At 72.8% G+C, this 26,310-nt stretch carries 25 protein-coding genes; 19 read left to right on the top strand and 6 right to left on the bottom strand.

Annotated elements, in window-relative coordinates; translation table 11 throughout:
- Together IEY73_RS24920 and IEY73_RS24925 are read right to left on the bottom strand one after the other, a co-directional pair.
- On the bottom strand, window positions 1-1,446 hold a 1,446-nt coding region (locus tag IEY73_RS24920; RefSeq protein WP_189081746.1), incomplete at its 3' end, for a sensor histidine kinase.
- Window positions 1,443-2,123, bottom strand: a complete 681-nt coding sequence (locus IEY73_RS24925) for a response regulator transcription factor (protein ID WP_189081747.1) — start codon at window positions 2,121-2,123, stop codon at window positions 1,443-1,445. The genes IEY73_RS24920 and IEY73_RS24925, both read right to left, overlap by 4 nt.
- A 123-nt stretch (window positions 2,124-2,246) precedes the next feature.
- Between IEY73_RS24925 and IEY73_RS24930 the strand changes: the two genes are divergently transcribed.
- The 7 genes from IEY73_RS24930 to IEY73_RS24960 all read left to right on the top strand — a co-directional run bounded on the left by IEY73_RS24930 (window position 2,247) and on the right by IEY73_RS24960 (window position 7,869).
- Complete coding sequence (locus tag IEY73_RS24930; RefSeq protein WP_189081748.1) at window positions 2,247-2,636, top strand: STAS domain-containing protein; 390 nt, start codon at window positions 2,247-2,249, stop codon at window positions 2,634-2,636.
- A gap of 14 nt (window positions 2,637-2,650) precedes the next feature.
- Window positions 2,651-2,989, top strand: coding sequence for an STAS domain-containing protein (locus tag IEY73_RS24935; protein WP_229716128.1), 339 nt, complete (start codon window positions 2,651-2,653; stop codon window positions 2,987-2,989).
- A gap of 4 nt (window positions 2,990-2,993) precedes the next feature.
- Window positions 2,994-3,221, top strand: coding sequence for a BON domain-containing protein (locus IEY73_RS24940; protein ID WP_189081750.1), 228 nt, complete (start codon window positions 2,994-2,996; stop codon window positions 3,219-3,221).
- A 253-nt stretch (window positions 3,222-3,474) separates the two neighbouring features.
- The gene (locus IEY73_RS24945) at window positions 3,475-3,978 is read left to right on the top strand and encodes a MarR family winged helix-turn-helix transcriptional regulator (protein ID WP_189081751.1); all 504 of its coding nucleotides are present in this window, start codon (window positions 3,475-3,477) and stop codon (window positions 3,976-3,978) included.
- 32 nt (window positions 3,979-4,010) lie between these two features.
- Window positions 4,011-4,706, top strand: coding sequence for a DUF4142 domain-containing protein (locus IEY73_RS24950; protein WP_189081752.1), 696 nt, complete (start codon window positions 4,011-4,013; stop codon window positions 4,704-4,706).
- Between the two features lie 128 nt (window positions 4,707-4,834).
- On the top strand, window positions 4,835-6,943 hold the full coding sequence (glgX, locus tag IEY73_RS24955; protein ID WP_189081788.1) for a glycogen debranching protein GlgX: 2,109 nt from the start codon (window positions 4,835-4,837) through the stop codon (window positions 6,941-6,943).
- Window positions 6,940-7,869: an FAD-dependent oxidoreductase gene (locus IEY73_RS24960; protein WP_189081753.1), complete on the top strand. Its 930-nt coding sequence runs from the start codon at window positions 6,940-6,942 to the stop codon at window positions 7,867-7,869. The genes glgX and IEY73_RS24960 overlap by 4 nt, the downstream gene beginning before the upstream one ends.
- On the opposite strand, the gene IEY73_RS24965 is transcribed toward IEY73_RS24960, so the two are convergent.
- Both IEY73_RS24965 and IEY73_RS24970 read right to left on the bottom strand, forming a co-directional pair.
- Entirely contained in the window at window positions 7,847-9,346 is a 1,500-nt protein-coding gene (locus IEY73_RS24965) for a GGDEF domain-containing protein (RefSeq protein WP_189081754.1), read from the bottom strand. The two genes, IEY73_RS24960 and IEY73_RS24965, sit on opposite strands and share 23 nt — an antisense overlap.
- Before the next feature lie 144 nt (window positions 9,347-9,490).
- Window positions 9,491-10,537 (bottom strand): Gfo/Idh/MocA family protein, encoded by a 1,047-nt coding sequence (locus tag IEY73_RS24970; protein WP_229716129.1) that lies wholly within the window; start codon window positions 10,535-10,537, stop codon window positions 9,491-9,493.
- Window positions 10,538-10,672: 135 nt separating this feature from the next.
- On the opposite strand from IEY73_RS24970, the gene IEY73_RS24975 reads away from it, so the two are divergent.
- The gene (locus tag IEY73_RS24975) at window positions 10,673-12,127 is read left to right on the top strand and encodes an MFS transporter (protein ID WP_268240485.1); all 1,455 of its coding nucleotides are present in this window, start codon (window positions 10,673-10,675) and stop codon (window positions 12,125-12,127) included.
- A 93-nt stretch (window positions 12,128-12,220) separates the two neighbouring features.
- On the opposite strand, the gene IEY73_RS24980 is transcribed toward IEY73_RS24975, so the two are convergent.
- Window positions 12,221-13,663, bottom strand: a complete 1,443-nt coding sequence (locus IEY73_RS24980) for an aldehyde dehydrogenase family protein (RefSeq protein ID WP_189081755.1) — start codon at window positions 13,661-13,663, stop codon at window positions 12,221-12,223.
- A gap of 84 nt (window positions 13,664-13,747) precedes the next feature.
- The gene (locus IEY73_RS24985; protein ID WP_189081756.1) at window positions 13,748-14,719 is read right to left on the bottom strand and encodes an IclR family transcriptional regulator; all 972 of its coding nucleotides are present in this window, start codon (window positions 14,717-14,719) and stop codon (window positions 13,748-13,750) included.
- 122 nt (window positions 14,720-14,841) lie between these two features.
- Here IEY73_RS24985 and IEY73_RS24990 point away from each other — a divergent pair, with 122 nt between their 5' ends.
- From IEY73_RS24990 to tcuB, 11 genes are all read left to right on the top strand, one after another.
- Window positions 14,842-16,440 carry an FAD-dependent oxidoreductase gene (locus tag IEY73_RS24990; protein WP_189081757.1) on the top strand — a complete coding sequence of 533 codons (1,599 nt, stop codon included), beginning with the start codon at window positions 14,842-14,844 and terminating at the stop codon, window positions 16,438-16,440.
- A gap of 26 nt (window positions 16,441-16,466) precedes the next feature.
- Window positions 16,467-17,762, top strand: coding sequence for an ABC transporter substrate-binding protein (locus IEY73_RS24995; RefSeq protein WP_189081758.1), 1,296 nt, complete (start codon window positions 16,467-16,469; stop codon window positions 17,760-17,762).
- Window positions 17,763-17,800: 38 nt separating this feature from the next.
- Complete coding sequence (locus tag IEY73_RS25000; RefSeq protein ID WP_189081759.1) at window positions 17,801-18,670, top strand: branched-chain amino acid ABC transporter permease; 870 nt, start codon at window positions 17,801-17,803, stop codon at window positions 18,668-18,670.
- Window positions 18,670-19,734 (top strand): branched-chain amino acid ABC transporter permease, encoded by a 1,065-nt coding sequence (locus IEY73_RS25005; RefSeq protein ID WP_189081760.1) that lies wholly within the window; start codon window positions 18,670-18,672, stop codon window positions 19,732-19,734. The genes IEY73_RS25000 and IEY73_RS25005 overlap by 1 nt, the downstream gene beginning before the upstream one ends.
- Window positions 19,728-20,480 carry an ABC transporter ATP-binding protein gene (locus IEY73_RS25010; RefSeq protein ID WP_189081791.1) on the top strand — a complete coding sequence of 251 codons (753 nt, stop codon included), beginning with the start codon at window positions 19,728-19,730 and terminating at the stop codon, window positions 20,478-20,480. Before IEY73_RS25005 ends, IEY73_RS25010 begins: the two co-directional genes overlap by 7 nt.
- Entirely contained in the window at window positions 20,473-21,207 is a 735-nt protein-coding gene (locus IEY73_RS25015; RefSeq protein WP_229716130.1) for an ABC transporter ATP-binding protein, read from the top strand. Before IEY73_RS25010 ends, IEY73_RS25015 begins: the two co-directional genes overlap by 8 nt.
- A gap of 28 nt (window positions 21,208-21,235) precedes the next feature.
- Window positions 21,236-21,586: a cupin domain-containing protein gene (locus tag IEY73_RS25020; protein WP_189081761.1), complete on the top strand. Its 351-nt coding sequence runs from the start codon at window positions 21,236-21,238 to the stop codon at window positions 21,584-21,586.
- Window positions 21,583-21,942 (top strand): putative quinol monooxygenase, encoded by a 360-nt coding sequence (locus tag IEY73_RS25025; protein ID WP_229716131.1) that lies wholly within the window; start codon window positions 21,583-21,585, stop codon window positions 21,940-21,942. Before IEY73_RS25020 ends, IEY73_RS25025 begins: the two co-directional genes overlap by 4 nt.
- A 63-nt stretch (window positions 21,943-22,005) precedes the next feature.
- Window positions 22,006-23,826: a thiamine pyrophosphate-binding protein gene (locus IEY73_RS25030; protein WP_189081762.1), complete on the top strand. Its 1,821-nt coding sequence runs from the start codon at window positions 22,006-22,008 to the stop codon at window positions 23,824-23,826.
- Window positions 23,823-25,220 (top strand): FAD-dependent tricarballylate dehydrogenase TcuA, encoded by a 1,398-nt coding sequence (tcuA, locus tag IEY73_RS25035; protein ID WP_189081763.1) that lies wholly within the window; start codon window positions 23,823-23,825, stop codon window positions 25,218-25,220. Before IEY73_RS25030 ends, tcuA begins: the two co-directional genes overlap by 4 nt.
- A complete protein-coding gene (tcuB, locus tag IEY73_RS25040; RefSeq protein WP_189081764.1) occupies window positions 25,207-26,304 on the top strand; it encodes a tricarballylate utilization 4Fe-4S protein TcuB in 1,098 nt (365 codons plus the stop codon). Before tcuA ends, tcuB begins: the two co-directional genes overlap by 14 nt.
- The last annotated feature ends 6 nt before the right edge of the window (window positions 26,305-26,310 follow it).

Below are 26,310 nucleotides of genomic sequence, written 5' to 3' on the forward strand. Positions count from 1 at the left end.
CCCATCGCCGGGGCCCGTGCCGCCGGGGCCCGTGCCGCCGGGGCCGGCCACACCGCCGGGGGCGGCGTCGGGCAGCGGGTCCGGCCGGGGCGGGTCGACCGGTGTCACGGCCGCCAGTTCCACCCGGAAGCGGGCGCCGCCGCCCGGCCGGTCCAGCACGCACGCCGTGCCGCCGTGCGCGTTCGCGTGCTGCGCCACCAGGGCCAGGCCCAGGCCGGTGCCGGCGCCGTCCGCGCGGGCGGTCGCCGACCGGCCCCGGACGAACCGGTCGAAGATCACCGGCTTGTCGTCCGGGCTGACTCCGGGCCCCTCGTCGTCCACCTCGACGATCCCCCAGCCGCGGTCGGCGCGCAGCCGCACCGCGGTCGGCCCTCCGCCGTACGCGTCCGCGTTGTCCAGCAGGTTGCCCAGCAACTGCGCCAGCCGGCGGCGGTCCACCGTCCACACCTGCGGGCCGGTGGCCGTGACGATGTGCTGGGGCACCTTCCGCGCCCGGCACTCCTGCCGCGCCAGGTCCAGCACGTCCACCGCGACGCGGTCCGCCGGGCGGTCGCTGCGGGCCAGCTCGATCAGGTCGTTGGCCAGGCCCTGGAACCGTTCCACCTCGTCGGCGACCAGCCCGGCCGCGGTGGCCGTGCGCTCGTCCAGCCGGTCCCGCCGCCGGGTCAGCACGCTCGCCGCCGCGGCCAGTGTCTGCAACGGCGACCGCAGCTCGTGGCTGACGTCGGCGGCGAACCGCCGGTCCCGCTCATTGCGGGCGGACAACTCGTCCACCATGTCGTTGAACGATGAGGTGAGCCGGGCCAGGTCGGGTTCGGTGGCCGGGTTCAGCCGGGCCTGGGACGCCCCCGCCGCGATCTCCTGGGCCGCCTTCGCGACCTGGGTGAGCGGCCGCAGCACATAGCCGGTGGAATACCATCCCAGCACCGCGCCGGCCGCCGCCGTGCTGATCGCCACGAACGTGAGCACCAGGGTGAGCACCCGCAAGGTGTGCTCCAGTTCCTGCAGCGAGTCCACCTCGTACAGGATCGCGGTCGGCGAGATCGGCACCGCCAGGACCATCGCCGTGTGCCCGCCGGTGCGCAGCCGCTGCACCGCCGCCTCCCCGGAGACGGCGCGGTCCTGCAGGGCGGGCGTGATCGCGTCGGTGAGCCCCGGGTCGGCGCTGCGCGCGTACCACTCGCCGTCCAGCCGCAGCACCGCCCGCCGGTTCTCCCCGGTGTCCAGCGAGCGCAGCACCCCGACGATGTCCGGCTGGCTGGCCTTCAGGCCGGCGCGCACCACCGACGCGTCGTAGACCGCCGCGCGTTCCGCGGTGCGTTCCCGCTCGGCCAGCAGCGACTGCCGGGTGATCTGGTACGACACCAGCGCCATCGTGGCGGACAACGCGAGCGCCCCGCCGGCGAACCCGGCGATCACCCGTACCCGCAGCCCGGCCCGTCTCATCGCTGCAGCTTGTAGCCCAGGCCCCGGACCGTCACCAGGCGACGGGGCGTGCCGGAGTCGTCCTCGATCTTCTGCCGCAGCCGTCCCACATGCACGTCGACCAGCCGTTCGTCGCCGCCGTCGTACTGCCACACCCGCTGCAGTAGCTGCTGGCGCGACAACACCCGGCCGGCGTGCTCGGCCAGTTCGCACAGAAGCTGGAACTCGGTGCGGGTGACCGCGACGGTGGCGCCCCGCAGCCGCACCTCCCCGGCCTCCGGGGAGATCTCCAACTCGCCGAAGCGCAGCGCCGGCACCTCCTGCGGGTCGGCGACCGTGCGGGCCCGCCGGCGCAGCGCCCGCAGCCGCGCGGTCAGCTCCTGGATGGCCACCGGCTTCACCAGGTAGTCGTCGGCGCCGGCCTCCAGCGCCTCGACGATGTCCGCGGTGTCGTCCCGGGCGCTGATCACCACCACCGGCACGTCGTCGGTGCGGCGTAGCTGCCGGATGCACTCGAACCCGTCCAGCCCGGGCAGCATCAGATCCACCAGGACCGTGTCGGCGGGCCGGGTGCGCTGCACCGACAGGCCCTCCTCCGCGGTCGCCGCGCCCACCGCGGCATACCCCTCATCCTCCAGCGCGAGCACGAGAGACAGGCGGATGCGGTCGTCATCCTCGATCACCAGTACGGCAGACACGCTTGCATTCTGGCCGGTCCCCGCCGGATCGGGCGAATTCCGGACCGGGTACGGCCGCGACTGTCACGCAACCGTCATGTCGCCGGGGAGCCATCGCCACATGCCCCCACCAGTCTGAAGGTCATGTTGCCGGAGATTGTCGTCGTCGTGACCGGGCCGTTGGCTGCGGACGCGGTGGACCGCTGGGGGCGGACCCTCGCCGATGCGGCTCTGACGGGCCCGCGCCGCCTGATCGCCGATCTGACCGACTGCCCGATGGTGGACGCCGCCGCCATCGTCATGCTGCTGCGCACCCACCGCCAGATGGTGCGCGCGGGTGGCACGCTCACCCTGCGGGGTCCGAGCCAGCGGGTGCGGCGCACGCTGCGCCTGGCGCGTGTCGACCAGGTCCTGGCGGTCGAGGACCCGCCCGCCTGCCCGGCGGAGCCGCAGAGCCCCCCGGACGCGGTCGCGCCCCGCCGCGTCGCCGCGGACAGCCAGGTGGCGGCGGAGAACCCGGTCGCCGCGGGATGAGCACGGTGGCCCCGGTGCAGGTGGATGACCGGCCGGACGCCGCGGTGGTGCACGTTCGCACGGACATCGATGCGGGCGTCGCCGCCGTGCTGCGCGACACCCTCACCGATGCGGTCGACCGGCGCGGTCACGTGGTGCTCGACATGGCCGGTGTGGACACGCTCGCGCCGGACGGCCTGGCGACCCTGGTCCGCGCGCATCGCCGCGCCCGCCAGCGCGGCGCCTGGGTGTGCCTGAGCGGGCCGTCGCGGTTCGTCCTGACGGTGCTGCACACGATGAAGGTGGACGGCGTGTTCCCGGTGTTCGACGACTGCGCGGCGGCCCTCGACTGGCTGCACGGCGAGGGGGGCTGACGCGGTGGACTTCTACGACAACCCCGTGGACGAGTTGCTCGCCCGGCGGGTGGCCGACCGTTTCGTGGACGACCCGGAGCTGCGCGGCGGCCACGTCACCATCTCGGTGCAGAACCGGGTGGTGATCCTCAAGGGCCGGGTGGGCTCGCCCGAGCTCCGCGCCGCGGCGGCCCGCCAGGCGTGGGCGATCCCGGGCGTCTTCGACGTCTGCAACCGGCTGCTGCCGGTCTGAGCCGACTGCCGGTCTGAGCCGACTGCCGGTCTGAGCCGACTGCCGGTCTGACTTGCGGCCCGGCCCCGGCGTACGAAGCGGGGCGGGAACCCGCTCGCCGGCAGGTTCCCGCCCCGCACTATCGGTTCGGCCGCACCCGGTCCACGGGGACGGGGGGAGGGGTGACGGCGTAGTCCACGTTCCTCGCCGCAGATGGCGGGCGTCCCGCGGAGTCATGACAATTTCATGACGACCGGTATGTCACAGTGGACCGATGACGAACGCCGACGACGAGGTCACCGACGCCCTGCTCGCGATGAGCCGGGTCCTGGTGGGCGTGGCGGCCCGCTCGCTCAGTGGCATCGCCGAGGACGTCACCCTGTCGCAGTTCCGCGCCCTCGTGCTGTTGGCCTCCCGCGGGCCGCAGCGGGTGGTCGACCTCGCCCAGGAGCTGGGCGTCACGTCGTCGACCGCCACCCGGATGTCCGACCGCCTGGTGCGCAAGGGGCTGGCCGGCCGGCACGAGCGTGCCGACGACCGGCGCGCCTCCTGGATCACGCTCAGCCCGGACGGCGGCCGGCTGGTCGCCGTGGTGATGCGAGCCCGCCGCGCGGCGATCGGCGATCTGGTGGCGCAGTTGCCGTCGCCGCAGCCGCCGGGGCTGGCGGCGACGCTGAACGCGATCGCGGCGGCGGGCGGTGAGCTGACCGGGACGCAGTGGCGCGTACGGATGGGCGCCGCGGATGAGCCGGTGTCTCAAAATTACGTGCAGCAGTGAACCCTTAGCGGCCGTGGTCCGTACGTCCGGTCATGAAGCTGCGTCTGTTCGCCGTCGTCACGGCCGTCCTGGCCATCTGCACCCCGTCCGCCGCGTATGCCGCACCCAGCGTGCCCGCGAGCCTCAACGCCGCCGACATGACGTTGCTCAACGGTGTGCGCCAGGCCGGACTGTGGGAGATCCCGTCCGGCCAGATGGCCGCTGAGCGCGGCAGCCGGGCGAAGGTGCGGGAAGTCGGCCAGAAGATCGCCAACGAGCACATCCAGCTAGACCAGCTCGTCGTGGACGCCGCCAACAAGCTCGGCGCGTCGATCCCGTCCACCCCGACCGCCCAGCAGCAGGGCTGGGTCGCGGAGATGCAGAAGGCCAACGGCGCCCGGTTCGACCAGATCTTCGTGGACCGGCTGCGCGCCGCACACGGCAAGATCTTCCCGGTCATCGGGGCGGTCCGCGCGGGCACCCGCAACCCGATCATCCGGGAACTGGCCAACCAGGCGAACAACTTCGTGCTGAACCACATGAAATACCTGGAGAGCACCGGGCTGGTCCGCTACGACAAGCTGGCCCCCGCGGCGCTGCCCGCCCAGCAGGACACCTCGGCGCTGGCCATCGCGAAGGCGAACGCCAGCAGCATCCCGGGCACCAACTCGACGGTGCTGTGGGTGGTGCTGATCGCCACCCTGGCGCTGGCCGGTGTCGCCACGCAACGCCTGCTGCGCCGGCACTGAGCCCCCGGCGCCGTCGCGTCGGCGCGGCGAGCGCCGACCGGTGACACGGGCGGCGCCGCCCGCGCGGGGCATGGTTCGCCTCGCGCGGACGCGGGAAACTGGGCCGCATGACGATGAAACTGGGCCGCATGAAGATCTGGCCCGGCAACCCGTACCCGCTCGGCGCGACCTACGACGGCGGCGGCACCAACTTCGCCCTGTTCTCCGAGGTCGCCGATCGGGTGGAGTTGTGCCTGTTCGACGACGAGGGCGTGGAGACACGCGTCGATCTGCCCGAACGTGAAGCCCTGGTGTGGCACGGCTATCTGCCCCGCGTCGGCCCGGGACAGCGGTACGGCTACCGCGTGCACGGCGCCTACGAGCCCGCGTCCGGGGTGCGCTGCAACCCGAACAAGCTGCTGCTGGACCCGTACGCGAAGGCCATCGACGGGCGCAACGACTGGAACGAGGCGCTGTTCTCCTACCGGTTCGGTCACCCGGACTCGTACAACGACGCCGACTCCGGCCCGTACGCGATGCGGTCGGTGGTCATCAACCCGTACTTCGACTGGGCCAACGACACGCCGCTGCGCATCCCGTTCCACGAGACGGTGATCTACGAAGCGCACGTCAAGGGCATGACCATCGCCCACCCGGACGTGCCCGCCGACGTCCGCGGCACCTACTCCGGCCTGGCCCACCCGGCGATGATCAGGCACTTCAAGAAGCTCGGCGTGACGGCCGTCGAGCTGATGCCGGTGCACCAGTTCGTGCACGACAGCGGGCTGGTCGAGCGGGGACTGTCGAACTACTGGGGATACAACACCATCGGGTTCTTCGCCCCGCACAACGCGTACGCGTCGTTCGGCGGTCACGGCGCGGTGGTGCAGGAGTTCAAGACCATGGTGAAGGCCCTGCACCGGGCGGGCATCGAGGTCATCCTGGACGTGGTCTACAACCACACCGCGGAGGGCAACCACCTCGGCCCGACGCTGTCGTTCCGGGGCATCGACAACCCGGCCTACTACCGCCTGGTGGACGCCGACCGGCAGTACTACTACGACACCACGGGCACCGGCAACAGCCTCAACGTGCGCCACCACGAGTCGCTGCGGCTGATCATGGATTCGTTGCGGTACTGGGTCACCGAGATGCACGTGGACGGGTTCCGCTTCGACCTGGCCGCCGCGCTGGCCCGCGAGTTCCACGAGGTGAACCGGCTGGCCGCGTTCTTCGACCTGGTCAACCAGGATCCGGTGGTGAGCCAGGTGAAACTGATCGCCGAGCCGTGGGACGTCGGCGACGGCGGCTACCAGGTGGGCGGGTTCCCGCCGTTGTGGACCGAGTGGAACGGCAAATACCGCGACACCATCCGTGACTTCTGGCGCGGTGAGCCGGGCACGCTCGGCGAGTTCGCATCCCGTTTCACCGGCTCCGCCGACCTGTACGAGATAGACGGGCGCCGGCCCATCGCCTCGATCAACTTCGTCACCGCGCATGACGGCTTCACGCTCACCGACCTGGTGTCGTACAACGAGAAACACAACGAGGCCAACGGCGAGGGCAACCGGGACGGGGAGAGCTTCAACCGGTCCTGGAACTGCGGCGTGGAGGGCCCCGCCGACGACTCCCGCATCGACGGCCTGCGGGACCGCCAGAAGCGCAACTTCCTGGCCACGCTGCTGCTCAGCCAGGGCGTGCCGATGATCGCGCACGGCGACGAGCTGGGCCGCACCCAGCGCGGCAACAACAACGTCTACTGCCAGGACAACGAGCTGAGCTGGGTGGACTGGGTGGACGCCCGGCACCACGACGTGCTCACCACGTTCGCCGCGTCGCTGACCGCGTTGCGCGCCAGACATCCGGTGTTCCGGCGCCGCCGGTTCTTCAGCGGCGAACCGGCCGCCGGCTCCAAGATCACCGACATTGCGTGGTTGCGGCAGGACGCCCAGCCGATGACCAAGGACGACTGGACGTCCCCGGACGCGCTGACCATGACGGTGTTCCTCAACGGGCACGGCATTCCGGAATGCGACCCGCTCGGCGAGCCGATCATCGACGACTCGTTCCTGGTGCTGTTCAACCCGCTCGGCGAGACCAGCACCTTCACCTTGCCGCCGCGCGAGTACGGACGCGCCTGGGACACCGTGGTGGACACCTCCGACCCGCTGCTGGCGGCACGCCGGCGGGTGGCCCGCGCCGGCGGCGTCATCGACGTGGGCAACCGCTCGATGATGGTGCTGCGCGCCCGGCGATGACCGGCCGGGCGGACGTGGCGGTGCACCGCAGGGCCGACGTCGTGGTGGTCGGCGGCGGCATCATCGGGCTGACCGCGGCGGCCCGGCTCGCCCAGGCCGGCGCCGACGTGCGCCTCTGGTCGCCGGCCGGCCCCGAACACACCGTGTCCTGGGTGGCCGCCGCCGTCTGGTACCCCACCCGCACCGACTACGACCCGCGGGTGCTGCGCTGGGCCACCGCGACGTACCGGGAATTCGCCCGGCAGGCCGCCGACGGCACGCCCGGGGTGCGGCTGCGGCCCACCCGCAACCTGGGGCCGGTGGCCGGTACGCCGTGGTGGGCGCCGGCCGCCGGTGATGTCACGGTCGGCCCCGCCGAGGTGCGGTTCGTCGCGCCGTGTGTGGAGATGGACGTCTACCTGCCGTGGCTCGCCGGCCGGGTGCGGGCCGCCGGAGTGCCGATCGTGCGCCGCGGGCTGACCCGGCTGGACGAGGCGCTGACGCAGGCGCCGGTGGTGGTCAACGCGACCGGGCTGGCCGCCGGGCGGCTGTGCGGCGACCCGGCGGTGTACCCGGCCCGCGGCCAGATCGCGCTGGTGCCCGACCCCGGCCTCACCGAGTCGCTGCGGGTCACCGACGGCCCCGGCACGTACGTGCATCCGCGCGGTCACGACGTGGTGCTGGGCGGCACGTTCGAGCCCGGCGTGTGGGACACCACCGTGCGGGCGGCCGTGCGGGACGCCATCGTGGCCCGGTGCGTCGCGCTGGTCCCGGCCCTGGCCGGGCTGCCGGTGCTCGGCGACCGCGTCGGGCTGCGCCCGTGCCGCACCGGCGGGCCGCGGGTGGAACGCCGGGGACCCGTCGTGCACGCGTACGGCCACGGTGGGGCGGGCATGACGCTGTCCTGGGGATGCGCCGACGAGATCACCCGGCTTGCGTTGTCCTGACCGTCTCGGACCAGGTGGCGCACGCGGTCGACGCGCCGGACCGTTTCGCCCGGTACATCGCCACGTCCGCGCGGTGCAGCAGCTCGTCCGCGCCCGGCACCCCGCCGGCGGAGGCGGCCACACCGATGGCCGCCGACGGCTGCACCCAGACGCCGCCCAGATCGACCGGCTCCGCCATGGCCCGCTGCAGCCGCTGGGCGACCGCCACGGCGGCGTCCTCGGCCGACACCTCGGTCAGCACGATCGCGAACTCGTCACCGCCCAGCCGCGCCACCAGGTCCGAGCCGAGCACGCTGCGCCGCATCAACTGGGCGAACTCCGCCAGCAGCCGGTCCCCGGCGTGGTGTCCCAGCGTGTCGTTGACCTGTTTGAAGCCGTTCATGTCGACCAGCAGCACCGCCACCCCGCCGCCGTTGCGCGCGGCGCGGGTCAGCGCCCGGTCCAGGCCGTCGTGCAGCCGGGCCCGGTTGGCCAGCCCGGTCAGCGGATCGGTGGCGGCCAGATCGTCGGTGTCGCGCTGGGTGAGGGCCTGACGCGCCACCACCAGAGCGGTGATCGCGATCGCGCCGAGGACCAGCCCGGACCACGGGTAGAACCGTCCGTCGCGCAGCACCGCCAGCACCATCAGCGCGTACCCGACGGCCACCGCCGCGTACGGCAGCCGGGTGGCCGGGTTGCGCCGCAACCCGCCGGCCTCCTTGCCGGGTGTGGCGGCTCGCCGCAACTGGGTCACCGCGGCGGCGGCGAGCAGGAAGTGCGTGGTGAGCCAGCACGCGAACTGCCACGGCGTGCGCTCCACCTGGGCGGTCTGCGCCTGGGCGATACCCAGGTAGGCGTCGCCGCAGAAGAACACCACCATCCCGGCGGTGATCAGCCACAACGGCAGCCGGGCCGACCGGTCGGCGCCGCGCAGCAGCACCCGCGCCAGGCCGAACAGCACCGCCAGGTCGGTCACCGGGTACGCGCCGGCGGCCACCACCACGTCCGGTGACGTCTGGGTCTGCTGCACGTGCGGGCCGATCACCGCGTACCACAGCAGCATCGCCCCGCCGACCACGACGGTGGCGGCGTCCAGGCCGGCCTTGGCGCGTTCCCGCGGCGCGGCCGAGGCGACCGGGAACTGCTGCACGGCCACCAGCAGCAGCAGACCGAACGCGAGATGCGTGCCGTCGCCGGGGGAGGGGAACGGCACCGGGCCGGTGATGAGGAAGATGACCGGGGTGGCGAGCAGCATGGCGAAACTGCACGCCGCGGTCGCCCACGCGCGGCGGGTGCGCTGGTCCAGGCCGCGGTGCCGGGCGGCGAGCACGGCCCCGGCCAGCGCCACCGCGGCGAACAGGACCATGGCGGGACCGGACACCGCGTCGATCGGCAGCCGGTGTGTCACCCCGGCGGTGACGGTGGTGGCGAGCGCCACCAGGTAGAGCAGAGTCAGGCCGCCGAGCAGCACGGCGTACCGGCGCGTCGCAGCGGTCACCGTGGTGTACCTCCCGAACGTCACCGGACCGGGCCGGTCGCTCCCGGCCGACTCCCCACTGCCTTCTGGTTGTGGCGTTCCTATCGGCCGCCGCACGCCGGAACTGAGCCGCCGCCGGGCCGCCGCCGGGCCGCCGCCGGGCCGTCACGCCCAGGCCGCCTCCGTCACGGTGACCGGCCGGTCGGTGTCCGCCGCCTGTTCCACCGCCAGCGCGATCAGATGGTCCTGCGCGCCGTCCGCCAGCGGATACGGCGGCGGCCCGTCGCCGCGCACCCAGGCCGCCGTGCGGGTCAGCAGCGTGGCGATGGCGATCTCCTCGTCGTTCCACCGCCGGCCGGTAAACGGGTTGCGGAACAACACCTGATCACCGAGGGTGATCGTGTCTGTCTCGAAGCCGTCCAGGTCCAGGTCGTACCCGGTCTGCCGGCGCACCAGCGGCGTGCGCACCACGGTCCGCGGGGCGACCAGCCGCACCACCTCGTCGTCGCGCACCTCGCCGTGGGTGCCGCGGACCAGGATCCGGCGGAACCGCAACTGGTTGTGCCACTGGTTGTCGGTGAAGTCGTACAGCCCGGACCGGCCGTCGCCGAAGTCCAGGGTGGCGATCGTCGTGGTGGCCGGTTTCGGCTGGTCGTCGCCGGTCCAGCCGTGGCGGGTGAGCGGGTCGACCAGCGGAGCGACGGTGCGCGACGCGCGGACGGTGACCGGGCCGCGTCCGGCGTCGAGGAAGCCGCGGATCAGGGACACGGCGTGGTACTGGTGCGTCGAGGACACCTGCACCTGGGTGACCGCGCCGACCACCCCGGACCGCACGGCGGCGAGCCGGGCCGCGTGTGCCGGCACCATCAGGTACTGCTCGGCCACCTGCACGCGACCGGAACCGCCCACCCGCTCCCACAGATCCCGCAGACGTTCGGCGTCCGGGGCGGGCGGGGTCTCGGCGAGCACCGGCAGCCCCCGCTCGACGGCTTCCACGACCACGCCCGGGTTGACGTCCCACGGCACCGCGGTGACCACGAAGTCGGGCGCACCCTGCGCGCACGCCTGCGCCAGCGACCCGAACGTGGGCACCGGCAGGTCGCGCGGCGTGCGCACCACGGCACCCCGGCACCGCACGCCGGGCAGGTCCGCGGCGAGCCGCCAGAACATCTCGGCGCGCCAGCCGGCGCCGACGATCACGAAAGACGTCACCGTCCCAGCCTAGGCCGCCGGGGACCCCGCCTGGACCGCGTCCCGCCCCGCCTGCGCAACCGCGTCCGGGGCGCGGCGGCGTACCCTGCGCCACACCCGGTTTGCCCGGCCGGGCTGCGGGAACTTCCCCGCGGCGTGAGTGATGAAAACCGCTGGCGGGCGATCAGCGTGGCGCTGGTGGCAGGGTTCATGACCCTGCTCGACGTCAGCATCGTCAACGTGGCCCTGCCGTCCATCCGCGCCGACCTCGACCTGGGTTCCGGCCAGATTCAGTGGGTGCTGTCCGGGTACGCCCTCACCTTCGGCCTGGTGCTGGTGCCCGCCGGCCGGTTCGGTGACGCCCGCGGCCGGCGCGGGGTGTTCATCGCCGGCGTGGCGCTGTTCACGCTGGCCAGTGCCGCCGCCGGGCTGGCCGGAAGCGGTGGGTGGCTGGTCGCTGCCCGGCTCGTGCAGGGCGCCGCGGCCGGCGTGGTCAACCCGCAGGTGTCCGGCCTGATCCAGCAACTGTTCGAACCGTCCGAGCGGGGACGCCCGTTCGGCATGCTGGGCGCCACCATCGGCATCTCCACCGCCGTCGGCCCGCTGCTCGGCGGCCTGCTCATCGCGGTCTTCGGCCCGGAGCAGGGCTGGCGTGCGATCTTCTCCATCAACGTGCCGATCGGGGTGCTGGCGATCCTGCTCGCGTGGCGCTGGATGCCCCGCGCCGCCGCGGACGGCGCACCGGCCCGGCAGCGCAGCCTGGACCCGGTCGGGGTGGCCCTGCTGGGTGCCGGGGTGCTGTTGTTGCTGCTGCCCCTGGTGCAGGAACGCGAATGGCACGGCAACGCGAAATGGCTGCTGGTGGTGGCCTCGGCGGCGGTGCTGGCCGGCTTCCTGACCTGGGAACGCCGGTACGGCCGGGACCGCACGCCATTGATCGACGTGGGTCTGTTCCGGGTTCGCTCGTACGGGCTGGGCACCCTGATCGGCCTGCTGTACTTCGCGGGCTTCCCGAGCCTGTTCTTCATCTACACGCTGTTCCTGCAGAACGGCGAGAAGTACAGCGCGCTGCAGGCCGGGCTGGCGGTCACCCCGTTCGCGGTCGGCTCGGCTGCCGCATCCGCGGTGGGCGGGCGGATCGTGGCGCGGTTCGGGCGCCCGCTGGTGGCGGCCGGGCTGGCGGCGGTGGCGGCCGGGCTGGGCGCGACGATCGTGGTGCTGGGCGCCGTGGACGGGCCCTCCGCGGGCTGGGCGGCGGCGCTGCCGCTGCTGGTCGCGGGCCTGGGATCGGGCCTGGTGATCAGCCCGAACCAGACGCTCACCCTGTCGCAGGTGCCGGTGCGCCGCGCCGGGAGTGCCGGCGCGGTGCTCCAGACCGGACAGCGCATCGGGACGGCGATCGGCATCGCGGCGGCGGGCGCGGTGTTCTTCGCCCGGCTGGCCGGCACCCGCGGCGACTGGAGCCAGGCGTTGCGTACGGCGTTGCTGGTGACGATCGGTTTCGTGCTGGTGGCGCTGGCGGCGGCGATCACCGACGTGGTGGCGTCGCGCCGCGCGGAGCCGGGCGGGAACACCGAGCGCGAGCGCGCGCCGGCCGGGGCCGGTGCCTAGCGCCCTTCCAGCGTCCACAGTGCACCGCCCGGCGGCGTCAGGCAGACACCCACCCGGTATCCGCCGAGGCCGTCACCAGGTACGCGCGGCGCGTCATCCCGCGGGGTCACGCAGCCGCAGCACCACGGTACGAGAGTCGGTCATGTCCCGGACGCTGTACCGCGGGCCCTCGACTCCCTGCCCGCTGTCCTTCACCCCGCCGTACGGCATCGGATCCGGGTGGTAGCTGGACGTGTCGTTGATGATCACCCCGCCCATGCGCAGCTCGCGGGCGAAGGCGAAGGCCACGTCCAGATCACGGCAGAACACGCCGGCCTGCAGGCCGAACCGGGTGCGGTTGGCGGCGGCGACCGCCGCCTCGAAGGAGTCGACCGTGGACATGGCGACCAGCGGGCCGAACGCCTCCTCGACGGCCAGCCGCGCCGCGCCGGTCAGGTCGGCCAGCAGGGCCGGCGCCACCATGGACCCGCACTGCCGTCCCCCGATCAGGACCCGGGCCCCGGCGGAACGGGCGTCCGCCAGCAGCCCTGCGACGCGCTCGCCGCTCTCCGCGCTGATCACCGGCCCGACGTCGGTGCCGGGATCGCGCGGGTCCCCGTGGTGCAGCGCACCCACCAGGCCGGCGAGCCGGCCGGCCGCCTCCTCGGCAAGGTCCCGGTGCACCAACAGCCGCTGCACCGACGTGCAGACCTGGCCGGCCTTGCGGAAGCCCGCGCGGACCACCAACGGCAGGGCCAGGTCCAGATCGGCGTCGCGCCACAGCAACGTCGGGCTGTTGGAGCCCAGCTCCAGTTGGGTGCGCGCGAGCCCGCAGACGGCGCGGATGTGCCGGCCGACGGCGGTGGAACCGGTGAACGTCACGTACCCGACCGCCGGGTGACGCACCACCCGGTCGCCGACGGTCTCTCCGGGGCCGCAGAGCAGTTGGATGCGCCCGTCCGGGACGCCGGCCGCGTGCAGCGCCTCGACCATGGCGACGGCGCACAGCGGAGTCTGCTCGGCCGGTTTCAGCACCACCGCGTTGCCGGCGGCCAGCGCCGGCGCGATCTTGTGGGCGACGGTGCTGAGCGGGGCGTTGAACGGGGTCACCGCGACGACCACGCCGACCGGTACCCGCTGCGTGAAGCACAGCGAGCGTTCGTGCCCGGGTACGCCGGCAAGCGGCACCAGCTCGCCGGTCAGCCGTTCCGCCTCCTGCGCGCAGAGCTCGAAGATCTGCAGCGTGCGATCCAGCTCGGTGGCGGCGTCGGCGGGTGTGAACCCGGTCTCGGCCACGTAGCCGGCGACGATCTCGGCGCGGCGGGCGCCCAGCCGTGCGACCGCGCCGCGCAGGGTGGCGGCCCGGGCGGTGACGCTCCAGGGCCGGCCCGCCGCCACCGCCGCGCCGGCCACGGCGCGGTCCACCTCGTCGGGGCCCGGAACGGACAACTCGGCCACCCGCTCACCGGTGAACTTGTCCAGCACGGCGAGGCGTTCTCGCCCGTGCTCCCAGACGCCGTCGATGAACAGGCCGGTGACGCTCGGGTCGGTCGGCATGCGAGCTCCTGACGGGCACGGGGACCAGCAGGCGGCGATGGTGACATACCGATCTCTCTTGCGCAATGCGTTGCGCTCTGCGCATCAGCGCGATGCTGCGGGGAAGCGGTGTCCGCCGTCCGGCGCAGGGGTTGTGCCATGCCGCGAAGGCGCGGAGGCGTCCGGTGCCGCCGCGGGTGGCATCGCCTCGGCCCGGCCGCCGATCGCGCGGGTGGCCTCGGCCGCCGCGGCGCACACGTGCGGGGCGAGGTCGGCCACCGCCGCCTCGGTCATCCGCAACGCCGGGCCGGACAGTCCCAGGCTTGCGACCACCGTGCCGGCGGCGTCGGTGATCGGCGCCGCCAGGCACCGCAGGCCCGTTTCGAGCTCCTCGTCGTCGACCGCGTAACCCCGCGCCCGGATCAGCTCCACCTCGCGGAGCAGCCCCGCGAGAGAGGTGATCGAGTTCGGCGTCTTCGCGGACAACCGGCGCCCCCGGTACCGGCGGCGGATCTCCGTGTCGTCGAGACCGGCCAGCAGCGCCTTGCCGATCGAGCTGTTGTGAGCCGGGGAACGCTTGTTCGGCCGGCTGTGCATCCGCACCGTGTGCCAGCCGTCGACGACCACGCTGGTGACCGCGTCGGTGCCGTCCAGGATCCCGATGTGACCGGTCTCGCCGGTGAGCCGCACGAGCGCGCGCAACGGGCCGGCGGCCTGCCGGCTCAGGTCGTTCCCGGCGCCGGCGAGCCGGCCCAGGCGGATCAGCTGCGGGCCGAGCCGGTACTGCCCCGCCTCGTCGGCACGGGTGAGGAAACCGAGCGCGTGCAGGGTGGCAGCCAGCCGGGACGCGTTGCTGCGGTGCACCCCGATCTGCCGGGCGATCTGGGCCACCGTCACGACCTGATGATCGTCGTCGAACATCTGGAGGATCGACAGCCCGTGCACCAGGGCGTTGACCAGGCCGCCCGGCGGCGCCGCGCCGGTTGATGACGGGCCGGTCGATGACGGGCCGGTCGATGATGGGCCGGTCGATGACGGGCCGTCCGGGCCGCCGGAGGCGTTCGCTCTGCCGTACATGCGCCCAGACGATACGCGCGGCGTCGCACGGCATCCAGCAAATCGTTGCGTGATACGCACGCTCTTGCGCAGGGCGCGATTGCGTGCAAGCCTCGGCGGGCCAGGAAAGAGAGGTGCGTCACATGGTTTCCGCCGAGCCGGACCCCTGCGGGGGAGCCGCCCGGACGACCGACGTCCTCGTCGCCGGCAGCGGCGCGGCCGGCCTGGCCGCCGCGCTCACCGCCGCGGTGCTCGGCCGCCGGGTCGTCGTCGTGGAACGGTGCGCCAGCATCGGCGGGACCTCCGCGCTGTCCGGCGGGCGCGTCTGGGTGCCGGGGAACCGGTTCCAGGACGATCCGGTGTCCGACCGCGCGGCGGCCCGTCGCTATCTGGCCGGGATCTTCGACCCGGGACGCGCGGAGATGACCGAGGCGTTCCTGACCAGCGCGCCCGAGATGGCCGACTTCGTCGAGGCGCACACGCCGCACGTCTTCGTCCCGTGCCCCGGATACCCCGACTACCACCCCGGCCGGTCCGGCGCGACGCTCGGCGGTCGCTGTCTCGACATGGAGCCGCTGAGCCTGCGCTCGGTCACCCCGGTGGCCGACCTGATCCGGATGCCACCGGGCTATCTTCCGTTGCGCCATGCCGAATGGGAGCGCTGGCGCCAGCCGCACCGTTACGACCGGAGCCTGCTTGAGCGCCGCCGCCTGGACCGGACCGTCACCGGCGGGGTCGCCCTGGTCGCCGCCCTGCTCGACGGCGCGCTGCGCGCCGGCGCCGGCGTGCGTACCGGACTGCGGCTCAGCGAGCTGAGCCGGGACGGCGCCAGGTGGGCCGCGACCGTCGAGCAGGCCGGCGAGACGCGCGTGATCCGAGCCGAACACGTCGTGCTCGCCACCGGCGGCTTCGACCAGGACCCCGGGCTCCGGCGCCGCTACCTGCCGCCCGGCGTGGAGGTCAGCACGGCGGCCCCGGGCAACACCGGAGACGCGCTCGGCCTCTGCGTCGCCGCGGGCGCCCGCCTGGAGAACCTGGAGCAGGGATGGTGGACCCCGGCGCTGAGCATCCCCGGCGAACACCTCGACGGGGTGCCTTTCCACCGGGCACTGATCCGCGAGCGGGGAGTGCCGCGGATGATCGTCGTGGACCGGACCGGCAACCGATTCGCGGACGAGGCGGCGCCTTACCACCGTTTCGGCAAGGCACTGCAGGACCGCGGACCGGGTGCCTGCCTGGTCTTCGACGAGGGCTTCCGGCGCCGGTACGCGATTCCCGGCATGGCGGCGGGCGACCCGGTGCCGTCCTGGGTGACGACCGGTGACACCGCCGAGGCGTTGGCTCGCCGGCTGGGTGTCGACCCCGCCGGGCTGGCCGCCCAGATCGGCCGCTGGAACCAGTCGTGCGCCCGCGGCGTGGACGACGAGTTCGCCCGCGGCGACGATCCGTACGACCGCTACTACGGCGATCCGGACCAGCCGGGCAACCCCAGCCTCGGTCCGCTCGACGAACCGCCCTTGCACGGGGTGCCGATCCGGGCCGCGACGATGGGCAGCAAAGGCGGTCCCGTCACCGACGCCGACGCCCGCGTCCTGGGCGAGGGCGGCATCCCGGTGCCCGGCCTCTACGCCGTGGGCAACGCAGCGGCCTTCTGGACCGCAGCGGGCTATCCCGGGCCGGGAGCGACCCTCGGCGTGGCGATGGCACTCGGCTATCGCGCCGGGCGCGCGACCGCGTCCTGACTCACCCGTCCCGCATGGAGGATCCGATGCCCACACCGACTCGTGTCCTGTCGACCACCAGAGCAGCCGGCGCACTGACCGCCCTCCTTCTCGCCACGTCCGCCGTGGCCGGCTGTGGCGCAGGCGGAGCGGCCGGAGCCGGCGAGGTTCGCATCGGCCTCGTCTTCCCCACCACCGGTGCGCAGGCCGCGCTCGGCACCGACCAGAGCAACGCGGCCAAGATGATGCTGGAGTGGGCCAACGACCACGGAGGGGTCGGCGGCGCGACGATCAAGATTTTCGAGGGTGACTCGCAGAGCAATCCCGGGGTCGGCGCCACCGTCGCCCAGCGGATGATCGACCAGAACCGCGTGCAGGTCGTCATCGGCTCCTACGCATCGGGCATCGCCCAGGCCATCGCACCGGTCGCGCGGCGCAACAAGGTGGTCCTCTGGGAGGTCGGCGCGGTCGCGCCGGACGTCGCGCCGGCCGGTGACCGGTACTTCCTGCGGACGGTCGGCGCCGCCGGCACCTACGCCACGGCCGACCTGGACTTCCTGGAGAACTACCTGGCCGGCAAGATCGGCAAGCCGTTGGACGAACTGCGGGTGGCCGTCGCGCACGAGGACGGGCCGTTCGGCACCAGCGTCGCCGACGCGGTGGTGAAGGCAGCCGCGGCCAAAGGCATCACCCCCGTGGCCACCGAGGCGTACCCGGAGACCTCGGCGGACATGACACCCACGGTGCTGCGGCTCAAGGCGGCCCACCCCGACGTGCTGCTGATCACCCCGTTGGTGGCGTCCACCCCGCTGTTCTGGCAGGCGGCCCGGACCCAGAACTTCGAGGTCGAGGCGATCATCGGTTCGGCAGGCTTCAGCTCCGCGACGTTCCTGCAGAAGTTCGGCGCCCGGGGCGTCGAGGGGGTGTACGACGTCGAGGCCCCGTCGGTGGCGAACATGAACAGCGAGAACCTGGACCCGGACGCCCGCGCGGTGCTGGACCACCTGCGTACCGAGTTCAAGGCCACGGCCGGCCACGAGTGCCTGGTGCACTGCGGTGACGGGCTCGGCGGCGCTTACGTCCTGGTCAAGGACGTGCTTCCGCGGGCCGTGCGGAGCGGCGCCGTCACCGGCGACTCGATCCGCGCCGCAGCCGAGAAGACCGATCTCCCGGACGGCGGCACACCGCAGGGCTTCGGCGCCAAGTTCGGCGAGAACGGGGACAACACGCTGGCCAAGTCCTACATCATGCAGTGGCAGTCGGGGGTCCTGAAGGTGGTGTGGCCCCGGGAACTGGCCGTCGCCGAGCCGTCCTACCCGATGCCCACCTGGTCGCAGCGGTAGAGCCCGCCACGGCACCCGAACAGTTCCCGGGAGGACCCATGCAGCTTGTCTCCGCCGTGGCCGGCGGGATCGCGCTCGGCGCGATCTACGCGCTCGTCGCGGCCGGCCTCAACCTGGTCTTCGGCGTCGTCAAGATCATCAACTTCGCGCAGGGCGCGCTGCTCACCGTCGCCCTGTACGGGGTCTACGTCTTCTACTCGCTGACCGGCGCCGACCCCTACTGGAGCCTGCCGGTGGTGGTGCTGGTGATGGGCGGAATCGGCTACCTGATCCATCGGGGCCTCATCGACCGGGTGCTCCGCAAGGAACGCACCAGCCAACTGCTGATCACGTTCGGGCTGGGGATGGCATTGAAATACCTGTGCCTGGCCGTCTTCGGGCCGGATCACCTGGGGGTCGCGACCGCGATGGCCGACCGGGTGGTCACGCTGGCCGGCGTGCGCATGACGCTGGCCAGCGTCATCGCGGCGGCCGGGTCGGCGCTCGCGGTCGGGTTCCTCTACGTCTTCCTGCACCGGACCCGCATCGGCACCGCGATCCGGGCCGTCGCCCAGCAGCCGGACTCCGCGGAGCTGGCCGGCATCGACGTACGCCGTGTCTACGCGTTGGCGTTTGCCGTCGGCACCGCACTGACCGGGGTGGCCGCAGCCCTGATGGCGCCGATCTACACGATCCAGCCGGACGTCGGCGACACCTTCGGTGTGATGGCCTTCATCGTGGTGATCCTCGGGGGCCTCGGGAGTGTTTTCGGCGCCGCGACGGCCGCGCTGATCATCGGCATCGGACAGAGCGTGTTCGCCACCCTGGTCGATGTGCAGATGTCGACCGCGTTCATCTTCGTGCTGTTCATCGTCCTCATGATCGCGCGCCCCTCCGGGCTGTTCGGCCGCACGGCCCGGGTCGCGTGATGACCGCCGCCACTCCCACACCCACCGCGGCCGCGGCAGCCGACGCCGATGTCGCAGCGGCGCCGCTGCGGGGCCGCGGGCTCGCCGAGGCCGGCCGGCCGGTTCGCCTGACCGCGGTCGCCGTCCTCGCGGCGGCCCTGCTGCTGCCGCTCGTTCCCGGCATGCCGTTCTACTACCTTCAGATCGGCGTGCTGATCTTCTGGTACGCGACGCTCGGCACGAGCTGGACCGTGGCCGGCGGATACGGCGGGATGCACTCGATCGGGCACGCCGCCTTTGTCGGGGTCGGCGCCTACACGTCCACGCTGCTCTACGTGGACCTGCACGTCAGCCCGTGGCTGGGCATGCTCGCCGGGATGGCGCTGGCCGCCGGGTTGGCCGTCCTGATCGGGTGGCCGTGCTTCCGGTTCGGCATCCGCGGGGACTACTTCGCCCTGGTGACCGTGGCGCTCGGGCAGGTCGTCTACGAGATCGCCAACGGCGCCAGCTTCCTCACCGGCGGAGCGCAGGGCGTGCCGTTGCCCTACGCCGGTGACGATCCCCTCAACTTCCAGTTCGAGACGCGCACCGCTCTGTACTACGTGGCGCTGGTGATGTGGCTGGTGACACTGGTCGTCGCGTACCGCATCCGGCGCTCCGGTTTCGGCTTCGAGCTGATCGCGGTCCGCGACGACGAGATCGCCGCGGCCCGCGGCGGCATCGACGTGAGCGCGCGCAAGCTGCTCGCGTTCGCGACCAGTGCCGCGATGGCCGCGGCGGCCGGGACCTTCTACGCCCAGTTCATCCTGTTCATCGATCCGGGCTCGGTGATTGCCATCACGCTGTCGGTGCAGATCGTGCTGATGTCCGTGCTGGGCGGCATGAACAGCTACCTCGGCGGAACGGTCGGCGCCATCCTGCTGGTGCCGCTGTCGCAATACCTGTCCACGGCGCTGAGCGGACGTCCCGGTATCGACCTGGCCATCTACGGCGTCGTCCTGGTGCTGCTCATGCTGTACCTGCCCGCGGGCATCCTCGGGACGCTGCGCGGCTCCCGGCGCTGGCGGAGCGTGATCGGATGGTAGAGAGCCTGCTGTCGGTGCGCGGCGTCGCCAAGTCGTTCGGCGGCCTGCGGGTGCTGCACGATGTGTCACTGGACGTCGTCGAGGGCGGCATCACCGGGCTGATCGGCCCGAACGGCTCCGGCAAGAGCACGCTGTTCGACGTCATCACCCGCTACCAGCGTTGCGACGCCGGCCGGGTGACGTTCGCGGGCGAGCCACTGGACGGGCTCGCGCCGCACGCGGTCGCCCGGCGCGGGCTGATCCGTACGTTCCAGCTCACGCGCGTCTTTCCGTCGCTGACGGTCGCCGAGAACCTCCTGGTCTTCGCGCGGTCGGCCCGCGCCCGGCCGGGCGGCGGCCCGGCCGCGGGCAAAGCCGGAGGGGGAGGCGAGGGCGAGACGCGCGCCGTCGAGCTGCTCGACGTCATGGGGCTGCTCGGGCTCGCGCACCGGGAGGCGGCCGGGCTCTCCTACGGCCAGCAGAAACTGCTGGAGATCGCCCAGGTCTTGATGCTCGGCCCCCGGTTGCTGCTGCTCGACGAGCCGATGGCCGGCATCAACCCCGGCCTCGCCGATGAGGTCGTGGACCGGCTCAAGGCACTGCGCACGCGGGGCATGACGCTGCTGCTGGTCGAGCACGACATCCCCGTGCTGCACCGGCTCTGCGATCAGGTGGTCGTGCTCAACGCCGGCCGGGTGATGGCCGGCGGCGCCCCCGGCGAGGTGCTCGACGACCCGCACGTCAGGGAGGCGTTCCTCGGTGAATGAAGCGCTGGACCACGTCATGCTCCGCACCCGCGGCCTGGTCTCCGGCTACGGCCGGCTGGAGACGCTGCACGGCGTCGACGTCGACGTGCCCGCCGGAGGGGTCACCACGATCATCGGGCCCAACGGGTCGGGCAAGAGCACATTCCTGAAAACCGTCGCCGGGCTGGTGCGGACCTGGCGCGGCGAGACCCTGCTGGCCGGCGAGGACGTGGCCGGCGAACCCGCGCACGCGTTGGTCCGGCGAGGCATGTGCCTCGTTCCTCAGGGCCGGGTGGTGTTCCCCTTGCTGACGGTCGAGGAGAACCTGCGGATGTGCGCTTTCACCGTGTCGTCCGCATCGATGGTGCGGGAGCGGATCGCGCAGGCTTACGAATTCCTGCCGGTCCTCGCCGACCGGCGTCGGCAGCCGGCCGGCACGCTGTCCGGCGGCGAACAGGCCATGCTGGCGATCGCGAAGGTGATCATGCTCCGGCCACGCGTGCTCCTGCTCGACGAGCCGTCGCTCGGGCTGTCGCCGAAGATGATCGACCTGGTCTACGAGAAGGTCCGCGCGCTGGCCGGGCAGGGCCTGACCACCCTGATCGTCGAGCAGAACGTCCGCAAGGCACTCGCCGTGGCGGGCCGGGCCGTCGTGCTGGTGCTCGGCACGGTCCGCTACGCCGGGCCGGTCGACCAGATGAAGGCCGAGGTCGACCTCGGCCGGTTGTTCGTCGAGGGCGAGGGGTGAGCGGAACCATGGGAGAGGGGAGCGACCGATGCCGTTTCTGAACGAGGGCGACGTGCCGTGGACCGAGCCGCCCGGCCATGTCAGGGCGTACTCGCGATACCTGGTGGGACCGGACAGCCACGGCAGCGCACACTTCGACTTCCGCACCTCCCGATATCCCACCGGCGGGTACGTGGAGGAGCACCTGCACGAGTCGGCCGAGCAGGTGTACTACTTCCTCGCCGGGGCCGGCCGGGCCGTCTGCGGCGAGGAGACCCGCATGGTCGGCGCGGGTGACGTGATGTTCGTGCCGGCCCGGATGCGGCACTCGCTGATGTCCACCGGCGAGCGGGAGCTGGAGTTCGTGGTGGTCACCTCTCCACCGGGCATCGCACGGTGAGGCCCGGGGACGGCCCACCGGCCACGCCGGTCCTCGCCGACCGATCCGGCTCGCCGCCCGTGCGGATCGTCGCGCGGTGGCGGGCCGCCCCGGAGACAGCCGACCGGGTGCGCTCGATCCTGCGGGAGCTGGCCGGCCGATCCAGCGCGGAGCACGGCTGTCTGCGGTTCGACGTCTGGGAGGCCACCACCGAGCCCGGCAGGTTCGTTCTGCTGGAGGAGTACGCCGACGTGACCGCGCGCGACGCGCACGTGGCCACCGCCCACTTCCGGGACCTGGTGCTGGCGCAGGCTGCGCCACTGCTCACCCATCGCGAGGTCGGGGAGTACGCGCCGCTGTCCTCCACCGGGGGCTGACGCGCGCTGTCACCCCGCTCACGCGCACCACCGATCCAGCCCGGCAGCGACAAGGAGCACAGCATGAGCGGCCGCACCGGTGCCGAACTCATCGTCGACTATCTGATCGCCGAGGGCGTGCCTTATGCCTTCGGCATGTGCGGGCACGGCGACCTCGGTCTGCTGGACGCCCTGTACGACCGGCAGAAGGAAATCAGCACGATCTCCGTGCACCACGAGTCCGTGGCCGGGTTCATGGCCGACGCCTACTACCGGGTCAGCCACCGGCCAGTGGTCACCTTCACCTCCTGCGGTCCCGGCTCCGCCAACCTGCCGGTGGCGCTCGGGTCGGCGCTGATGGACTCGTCGGCGTTCCTCGCGATCACCGGCAACGTCGCCACCAGCCAGTTCAACCGGGGCCCCTTCCAGGAGACCGGCCGGCACCACCAGGCCGATTTCCCGTCGGTGATCCGGCCCTACGTCAAGCGCAGCTACCAGGCGACCCGGCCGGAACAGCTTCCGCTGATGTTGCGGCAGGCGTTCGCCACCATGACCCAGGGCCGCCCCGGGCCGGTCAACCTCGACGTCCCGCTGAACGTGTTCGTGGAGGCCACCCACGCGCGGAACCCGGACCCCGGGCTGTGGCGGTCCGGGTTCTCACCCCGTGCCGCGGCCAGCGCGACGGATGTGTCCGCCGCTCTGCGCATGCTGGTCACCGCGCAACGGCCGGTGATCGTCTCCGGGTACGGCGTGGAGCTGGCCGACGCCTCGGCCCGGCTGCACGAGCTGGCGACCGCGCTCGGCGTTCCGGTGGCGAACAGCCCGCTGGGCAAGGGCTCGTTCGACGACCGCGACCCGCTGGCGCTCGGCTCAACCGGCCGTAACGGCACCTACCAGGCAAACCGGGCCACCCGCTCGGCCGACGTGATTCTGGCCCTGGGCACCCGCTTCGACGACCGGGCGACCAGTTCCTGGCTGCCCGGCTACACGTATGCGGTGCCGCCCACACGGCTCGTGCACGTGCACGTCGACCCGGCGGAGATCGGCCGCAACTTCCCGGTGGCGCTGGGCGTGGCGGCCCACCCGGACGAATTCGTCGGCCAGCTTCTCGCCGAGCTGGCCCGCGCACGCTCGGGCGGCGACCCCGGGCTCGACCCGGCGGCGCTGCGACCGGACCACGCGCCCCGCGCCCGGTGGCGCGAGGACATCGCGGGCTGGGCCGCGCACTGGGACCGGCATGTCACCCCGCAGCGCTCCAGCGACGCCGTTCCGATCCGCCCGCAACGGCTGCTCGCCGCACTGCGTGCGGCGCTGCCCGGCGACGGCATCCTGATCAGCGACGTCGGCGTGCACCACAACTGGATCGTTCAGGAGTGGCCGGCGTACGCGCCCCGCACGATCCTGCAGAGCTGGGGGTTCGCGTCCATGGGCTTCGGAGTGGGCGGTGCGCTGGGCGCCAAGCTCGCCGCCCCGGGCCGTCCCGTGGTCGCGGTGGTCGGCGACGGCGGATTCCTGCTCATGCCGAGTGCGGTGGCGACGGCCGTCCAGTACGACATCGCGGTGGTGTGGATCGTCTGGAACAACCAGGGCTTCATGTCCATCCGCGACCAGCAGGCGGGCTACTTCGGCGATGGTCGCGAGCTGGCGACCTCGTTCCGGACCGCGGCGACCGGCGCGGCGTACACCGCGGACTACGCCGCGATGGCCCGGGCGATGGGTGCCGACGGCACGGTCGTCGAGCGGCCCGGCGATCTGGCCGGGCGGCTGGAGGCCGCGCTGGCCTCCGGCCGGCCCACCGTGCTGGACGTTCGGGTGGACCCGCAGGTCCGGCCGCCGGCCGCGGCCACCTGGGACCTGCCGCCCCTGCCGCACCCGGAACCCACCTTCGGCTGGCCGGACCGATGAACGATCAGTGGGACGTGGTGGTGGCCGGGGGCGGGAACGCCGCGCTGGTGTCCGCCATGGCCGCGACCGACGCGGGAGCCCGGGTGCTGCTGGTGGAGCGCGCCCCGGTGGTCTTCCGGGGCGGCAACAGCCGGCACACCCGCAACGTCCGCTGCGTGCACGCCGACGCCGACGAGTTCCACACCGGCGCCTACCCGGCCGACGAGCTGTGGTCGGATCTGTGCGGAGTGGGCGACGGGCCGAGCGACGAGGAACTCGCCATGCTGACCGTGCGGGAGTCCGCGACGGTGCCCGCGTGGATGTCCGCGCGCGGGGCCCGGTGGCAGCCGGCGCTCACCGGCACCCTGCACCTGGGCCGCACCAACCGATTCTTCCTCGGTGGGGGCAAAGCCCTGATCAACTCCTACTACCGGACCGCGTCGCGGCTGGGCATCACCGTCGCCTACGACTCCAGCGTGGAGCAGTTGCGCTTCGACGGCCCGCGCTGCACCGGCCTGCTGATCCGCTCCACCGGCGGCGAGCGGTGGGTGCGCGCCGGCGCGGTGGTGGCCGCCAGCGGCGGGTTCGAGGCCAACATCGACTGGTTGCGGCGGTACTGGGGAGACGCGGCGCTCAACTACCACGTCCGCGGCCCGGTCTACAACGACGGCACGGTGCTGGCCCGGCTGTTCGCCGCCGGCGCCGCCCGGGCCGGCGAGGAACGAGGATTCCACGCCGTCGCGGTCGACGCGCGCAGCCCGCGCTTCGACGGCGGCATCGCCACCCGCCTGGACAGCATCCCGTTCGGGATCGTGGTCAACCGTGACGGCCGGCGCTTCGCCGACGAGGGCGAGGACATCTGGCCGAAGCGGTACGCCACCTGGGGACGCAACATCGCCGGGCAGCCCGGCCAGATCGCGTTCGCGCTGTGGGACGCCAAGGTGCGCGGGCAATTCCTGCCGCCGATGTACGGGGCGTTCGAGGCGCCGGACCCGCAGGGGCTCGCGAAGCAACTGGAGCTCGACCCGGTGGCGATCGCGGAGACGGTCGCGGCGTACAACGCGGGGGTGGACCGGGGACCCGGCGGTCGCTTCTCCATGGCCGAGCGGGACGGGCTGGCGACGGTGGGCCTCGAACCGCCGAAGTCCAACTGGGCCCAGCGGCTCGACACCCCGCCCTACTACGGCGTGCCGATGCGACCCGGAATCACCTTCACCTATCTCGGGGTGGGCGTCGATGAGCACGCCCGGGTGCGCCGGGCGGACGGCGGCACGTTCGACAACGTCTACGCGGCGGGAGAGATCATGTCCGGCAACATTCTGAGCACCGGCTACCTGGCCGGTTTCGGCATGACGATCGGCACCGTGTGGGGCCGGATCGCGGGACGCCAGGCGGCTCGGCATGCCCATGGATGACCTGTTCGCCGAGGCGCAACGGCAGCTCACCGTCTGCAACGCGTGCCGGTATTGCGCCGGGTACTGCCCGGTCTGGCCGGCCCTGACGCTGCGCACCGACCTCACCACGGCGGACGTGACGCACCTGGCGAACCTCTGCCACGACTGCGGAGACTGCTTCGCGGCGTGCATGTACACCGCGCCACACGAGTTCGCGCTCAACCCGCCCAAGGTCTTCGCCCAGGTGCGGGAGGACACCTACCGGCGGTACGTGTGGCCGCGCCGGGCGCCGCGGTGGCTGGGTGGTCGTCGCGGGGCGCTGTTCGGGTTCCTGGCCGTGGCGGTTCTGCTGACCCTGCTCGGCTACGCCACCACCGGCCGTTTCCTGTCCGCCCAGGCGGATCCGGGCTCCCCCTACGAGATCCTTCCGCACCTGGTGATGGTGCTGGTGGCCGGCGGTCCGGCGGGGTACTCGATGGTGGTGCTCGCCGATGCGGCGCGCCGGTACTGGGCGGACGTCCACGGTCCGCTGCGCGACCTGGCGCATCGCAGCCACTGGCCGGTGACCCTGGTGCAGGCCGCGCACCTGCGGCACATGCACGGCGGCGGGCAGGGATGCGACTACCCGGCCGGCGAGCCGAGCCCGCTGCGGCGCCGGCTTCATCTGGCCGTGTCGTACGGGTTCGGGCTGTGCGTGCTCTCCACCGCCTCGGCGGCCTTGATGCAGAAGGTCCTGGCGGTCATGCCGCCCTATCCTTACTGGTCGGTGCCGGTCGTCACCGGCACTGTCGGCGGCGTCGCCATCGTCGCCGGATGCCTCGGACTGCTGGCCCTCAAACGGCGCAGCCTCCCGGACCTCGGCACCGACGCCACGCGGCGCGCGGATCACCACCTGCTGTGGGCGTTGTCGCTGCTCGCCGTGTCCGGCCTGCTGACGCTCGTGCTGCGCACCGGGCCGCTGTTCAGCGCGGTGCTCGTCGTCCACCTGGCGGCGGTGGTGGTGGCGTTCGCGATCGCCCCGTACACCAAGTTCACGCACGGGATCTACCGGGTGCTGGCGATCTACAAGGACAACCTCGAAACGGCGCGGCGAACAACTCCGTAAGAGGTC

Origin of the sequence: Mangrovihabitans endophyticus (assembly GCF_014646155.1) — a bacterium.
In the GTDB taxonomy this organism is placed as follows: Bacteria; Actinomycetota; Actinomycetes; order Mycobacteriales; family Micromonosporaceae; genus Actinoplanes; species Actinoplanes endophyticus.